9 protein-coding genes are annotated in these 4,639 nt (G+C 70.5%); 6 read left to right on the forward strand and 3 right to left on the reverse strand.

What is annotated here, in order from left to right; all coding sequences use genetic code 11:
* Nucleotides 1–53: 53 nt before the first annotated feature.
* Nucleotides 54–440 (reverse strand): YbaB/EbfC family nucleoid-associated protein, encoded by a 387-nt coding sequence (locus tag AB0H81_RS43855; RefSeq protein WP_358388151.1) that lies wholly within the window; start codon nt 438–440, stop codon nt 54–56.
* 80 nt (nt 441–520) lie between these two features.
* On the opposite strand from AB0H81_RS43855, the gene AB0H81_RS43860 reads away from it, so the two are divergent.
* The gene (locus AB0H81_RS43860) at nt 521–826 is read left to right on the forward strand and encodes a hypothetical protein (RefSeq protein WP_358388153.1); all 306 of its coding nucleotides are present in this window, start codon (nt 521–523) and stop codon (nt 824–826) included.
* Nucleotides 827–867: 41 nt separating this feature from the next.
* Here AB0H81_RS43860 and AB0H81_RS43865 read toward each other — a convergent pair whose 3' ends face one another.
* Nucleotides 868–1,230, reverse strand: coding sequence for a DsrE family protein (locus AB0H81_RS43865; RefSeq protein ID WP_358388156.1), 363 nt, complete (start codon nt 1,228–1,230; stop codon nt 868–870).
* A 53-nt stretch (nt 1,231–1,283) separates the two neighbouring features.
* On the opposite strand from AB0H81_RS43865, the gene AB0H81_RS43870 reads away from it, so the two are divergent.
* The 4 genes from AB0H81_RS43870 (at nt 1,284) to AB0H81_RS43885 (ending at nt 3,839) form a co-directional block, all read left to right on the forward strand.
* A complete protein-coding gene (locus AB0H81_RS43870; RefSeq protein WP_358388159.1) occupies nt 1,284–1,772 on the forward strand; it encodes an FABP family protein in 489 nt (162 codons plus the stop codon).
* A complete protein-coding gene (locus AB0H81_RS43875) occupies nt 1,769–2,068 on the forward strand; it encodes a DUF2470 domain-containing protein (protein WP_358388161.1) in 300 nt (99 codons plus the stop codon). The genes AB0H81_RS43870 and AB0H81_RS43875 overlap by 4 nt, the downstream gene beginning before the upstream one ends.
* Nucleotides 2,069–2,434: 366 nt before the next feature.
* Complete coding sequence (locus tag AB0H81_RS43880) at nt 2,435–2,848, forward strand: Fur family transcriptional regulator (protein ID WP_358388164.1); 414 nt, start codon at nt 2,435–2,437, stop codon at nt 2,846–2,848.
* A gap of 52 nt (nt 2,849–2,900) precedes the next feature.
* A complete protein-coding gene (locus AB0H81_RS43885; RefSeq protein WP_358388170.1) occupies nt 2,901–3,839 on the forward strand; it encodes a glycine cleavage T C-terminal barrel domain-containing protein in 939 nt (312 codons plus the stop codon).
* 167 nt (nt 3,840–4,006) lie between these two features.
* On the opposite strand, the gene dtd is transcribed toward AB0H81_RS43885, so the two are convergent.
* The gene (dtd, locus tag AB0H81_RS43890) at nt 4,007–4,432 is read right to left on the reverse strand and encodes a D-aminoacyl-tRNA deacylase (RefSeq protein WP_358388173.1); all 426 of its coding nucleotides are present in this window, start codon (nt 4,430–4,432) and stop codon (nt 4,007–4,009) included.
* Nucleotides 4,433–4,472: 40 nt separating this feature from the next.
* Here dtd and AB0H81_RS43895 point away from each other — a divergent pair.
* Nucleotides 4,473–4,639, forward strand: a 167-nt coding sequence (locus AB0H81_RS43895; RefSeq protein ID WP_358388176.1) for an asparaginase, incomplete at its 3' end; no start/stop codon positions are given.

Consider the following 4,639-nt stretch of genomic DNA (forward strand, 5'->3'; position numbering starts at 1 on the left):
CGATGTCGGGCACCAACCCCAGATCCAGCCCCATCAGCCGACGACCCGCCCCGTCACTCGCCCGGCCCCCGCCGACCGGCCCCCGGCAGGAACGACTCGAAGCTCACGCTCTCGCCGAACAGGTCCTCGAACGGGATGTCATCGGCGATCAACGGTCCGGCCAGGGTCCGCAGCTCGTCGGACACCTGCCGGGTGGCGATGGCGGCCTGCTCGACGACGCAGGCGGCCAGCTCGGTGGGTGACAGCTCCCGGTAGACGCGCGGGTCGAACTCCACGGCCCGCAGCTCTCCCTGGGGCCCGACGGTGACGGTGACCATGCCGTCCTTGGACTGCGACGAGCCCGTCACGTCGAGTGCCTTGCGGTGCAACTCCTTGGCTTGCTCGGCCTGCCGGTTGACGTCCTGGACGAGTTGCCGCAGCAACTCCCATGAATCACTCATCTTTACATCAATCCCACAAAGCCGTCAGGACCCACGCATACTATCGATCAACGCAAGGGGTCAGGGAAGGGAACGGCCGGATGAAGCTCCAAGGAACCGCCTACAGTGCCAGCCGGATCAAGGGGCTGGCGGGGGCGATGGACGATCTCGCCAACGGGCTCCTGGACATGCGAGGACGGTACGAGACGAACAGGGCCGCGGCCCGTACGGCGCTGGGCGACGACGACTACGCACGCGGGTACTGGCAGACGCACGGGCCGCGGCTGGAGGCCATCGGCATCGGCCTCGGGCTGCTCTACGAGGCCGTGCAGAGGGAGGAGGGACGCCTGGGTCACGCCTCCTCCATCTACAAGGCCGCCGACGACGCCAACGACGCCAGTCACTGATCCGGCCGGCCGACCACGCCGAGCACGCGCGGCGGCCGGGCTCAGTACACCAGCGCCTGGGCGTCCTGGGCGATCGCCTCCTCGACGAACGTCGGCGCGCCCGCGATGCGCACGCCCTCGATGACGTCGTCGACCGTGATGTCGCGCCGGGCCGCGCACTGCGTGCAGACCGTGACGCGCCCGCCCTTGAGCACCGCGTCCAGCAGGTCCGTCAGCGCAGCGGCATGGGGCAGGCTGAACTCCTCGGCCCGTCCCGGGAGCGCGAACCAGGAGGACTCGCCGGTCAGCCAGAGGGAGACCGGGACACCGCTCGCCAGGGCGGCGGCCGCGACCGTGAACGCCTGGTTGCAGCGCTCCGGAGCGTCGGCCCCCGCGGTCACCTTGATCACCAGTGATCGTGCCATGCCCGTCACACTAACGCCCTCGATCGTCCGCGCGGCCACTAGGGTTGGGGGACATGGAAGAACCTGAGCTGCATCCCGATCTGGAGCCGATCGCCTTCCTGCTCGGCAGGTGGGAGGGCGCCGGTGTCGGGGGTTATCCGACGATCGAGAGCTTCAACTTCGGCCAGGAGATCGAGTTCGGCCACAACGGCAAGCCGTTCCTGTCGTACGTGAGCCGCACCTGGCTGCTCGACCAGGACGGCAACCGCGTCAAGCCGCTCGCCACCGAGTCCGGCTACTGGCGCGCGCAGCCCGGCCGCCAGCTCGAAGTGGTGCTCGCCCACCCCACCGGCGTCGTGGAGATCTACGTCGGCGAGGTCGTCTTCCACAAGATCGAGCTGCAGACCGACGTGGTGGCCCGCACCGTGACGGCCAAGGAGTACACCGCGGGGCGGCGCCTGTACGGGCTGGTCAAGGGCAACCTGATGTGGGCCTACGACATGGCCGCGATGGGGCACCCGCTCACCTCGCACATGTCGGCCGAGCTGAAGAAGGTGGCATGAGCGCGAGCCCGTTCACCGCCGAGGCGGTGGAGGCGATCAAGCGGCACATGAACGACGACCACGGCGACGACGCGCTGCTCATCGTGCGCGCGCTCGGCGGCCGTCCGGAGGCGACCAGCGCGCTGACGAGCGGCGTCGACGGGGAGGCGATCGAGTTCACGGTCGACGGCGGTGAGCGGGTGCGGGTGCCGTGGGGCGACACGCTGACCGAGCGGGCGCAGGTGCGCATGGCGGTCGTGCGGCTCTACCGGCAGGCGTGCGCCGAACTGGGCGTCGAACCGCGCGGCGAGCACTGACCCGCCCGGCCGCGAGACCTGCCCGGTGACGAGACCTGGGCGGCCACGAACGCGCCTCGACATGGAGCCGACACGGTTGCGGGCATGAAAAAGGGCCCCGGGCGTGCTCCGCTCGATGGTGAGCGGGCTGGATGGACCATGGTCGGGATGGGATTCCCGCCCTCCAGCCGCCGGGGGCCCCGGTGGTTGCCTCGTATTCGCCGAACGGCGCGAGACGGGGCGTCCGCGTCGTCAGCGGACAACCACCTCGCTAGCCCAACTATGAATCACCATTGTTTGGACCACCTCCTTTCCGCGTACTCATGAAGTTATGTGGTGGCCCGCGAGAAGGGCAAGCGATTAAAGCTCCGGCCGTAGACTCGGGGCATGACCGAGACGCAGTGGCACGAGGAGCTCCGCGCCAAGGGCTACCGGGTGACTCCCCAGCGGCAGCTGGTGCTGGAGGCGGTCAAGACGCTGGAGCACGCCACCCCGGAGGAGATCTGCGTCAAGGTCCGGGAGACGGCGCGCGGCGTCAACATCTCGACCGTCTACCGCACGCTCGAGCTCCTGGAGGAGCTGGGCATGGTGACGCACACCCATCTCGGGCACGGCGCGCCGACCTACCACCTGGCGGCCGAGGCCGACCACGTCCACCTGGTGTGCCGGGGGTGCGGCGAGGTGATCGAGGTCCGGCCCGAGCTGGCGGAGGGCCTGGTGCGGGGGCTCGACGAGGAGCTGGGGTTCGCGGCCGACGTCCACCACCTCACGGTGTTCGGCCGCTGCCGCGACTGCCGCTGAGGCCGGAAGGCCGGTAAACCAGAAGGTCCGGACGGCCGATAATCTGGACGGCATGCGTAGTCCTCTGCTGGACCTGCCCGGCGCCGTGGCCGCCGAGGCGCCGGACGCCGACGTCGCCGCCCACTACGGTGACCTGTTCGCCGAGCAGCGCGCGCTGGTGCGGGGCGAGGCGGTGGTCGACCGCAGCAACCGCGAGGTGATCCGGATCTCCGGCGCCGACCGGCTCAAGTGGCTCAACGACCTCACCTCGCAGAAGCTCGACACGCTGACCCCCGGCCAGTGGACCAGGACGCTCGACCTCGACCTCCAGGGCCGCATCCTGCACCACCTGACGCTGGTCGACGACGGCGAGAGCGTGCTCGCGCACGTCGAGCCGGGTGCCGCCGACAGCCTGGTGGCCTACCTCGACCGGATGCGGTTCATGCTGCGGGTGGAGGTGTCGCGGGCCGACGACCTGGCCGTGCTGTCCACGGCCACGGAAGACTTCCTGGTGCCGCGCTCCGAGCTGCCGGAGCACCTGGGCAGGCCGCTGGCGGGGCTGTGGGCGTACGAGGCGCTGCGGATCGAGCGGTACGAGCCGCGGATGGGCCTCGACACCGACCACAAGACGATCCCCCACGAGATCGGCCTCATCGGCGACGCCGTCCACCTGACCAAGGGCTGCTACCGCGGCCAGGAGACGGTCGCCCGGGTCCACAACCTGGGCCATCCGCCGCGGCGGCTGGTGTTCCTGCACCTCGACGGCAGCGTCGACACGCTGCCGCCGCACGGGGCGCCGGTGATCTTCGAGAGCCAGGAGGTGGGCACGGTCGGCTCCGCTGCCCGCCACCACGAGCTGGGGCCGATCGCGCTCGCGGTGGTCAAGCGCACGGTGCCGGTGGACGCGCCGCTGCTCGCCGGGGGCGTCGCCGCCTCCCAGGAGGTCATCGTCCCCCCGGACGCGGGCCGCAACGTCCAGATCGATCCCGCGCTGCGGCGGCGCGTCCGATAGGAGCCTTTCACCCCCGCGACGGCCGGCACGTCTTCACCACGCTGACGGCCCAGAACGCGCACGTAACGGCGGCCCGCCGTCATCCGGTCAGAGGCCGTACCCCTGGAGGCCCTCAACCCCGTACGGCGGATGGCGCCAAGCCGGCTGTGCCGTAACAGAAGAAAAGGCTAGATGTCCACGATGAGGGTGATCGGCCCGTCGTTGACCAGGGAGACCTTCATGTCGGCGCCGAAGCTGCCCGTCTCCACGTGGGCCCCCAGCGTTCGCAGTTCCTCCACCACCGCCTCCACCAGCGGCTCGGCGATCGGCCCCGGGGCGGCGGCCTGCCAGGTGGGGCGCCGGCCCTTGCGCGCGTCGCCGTACAGGGTGAACTGGCTGATGACCAGCAGCGGCGCCGCCACGTCGGAGCACGACTTCTCGCCGTGCAGGATGCGCAGACCCCACAGTTTGGCGGCGAGCTTGCGGGCCTCGGCGGCCGTGTCGGTGTGCGTGACCCCGACCAGCACCAGGAGCCCGGGCTCGTCGATGGCCCCGATCGTCTGACCGTCCACCGCCACGGACGCGGACGTCACCCGCTGCACCACTGCTCGCATGGGATCCCATTCTGGCGCAGGACGGGGCCTTCGTAGACTCATGGCCGGAAAGGGGCGTGAAGTGTCGCTACTGGTGGAGGTTGTCCGTTCTGGGTTCGTGGAGTCGAGGCACCACGCCCGGATGCTGACGGTGGGCGCGGACGGCCGTCCGGTGGAGGCGCACGGCGCGGTGCACGTGCCGGCGTCGCCGCGTTCGTCGATGAAGCC

Origin of the sequence: Nonomuraea sp. NPDC050691 (genome assembly GCF_040654455.1) — a bacterium.
In the GTDB taxonomy this organism is placed as follows: domain Bacteria; phylum Actinomycetota; class Actinomycetes; order Streptosporangiales; family Streptosporangiaceae; genus Nonomuraea.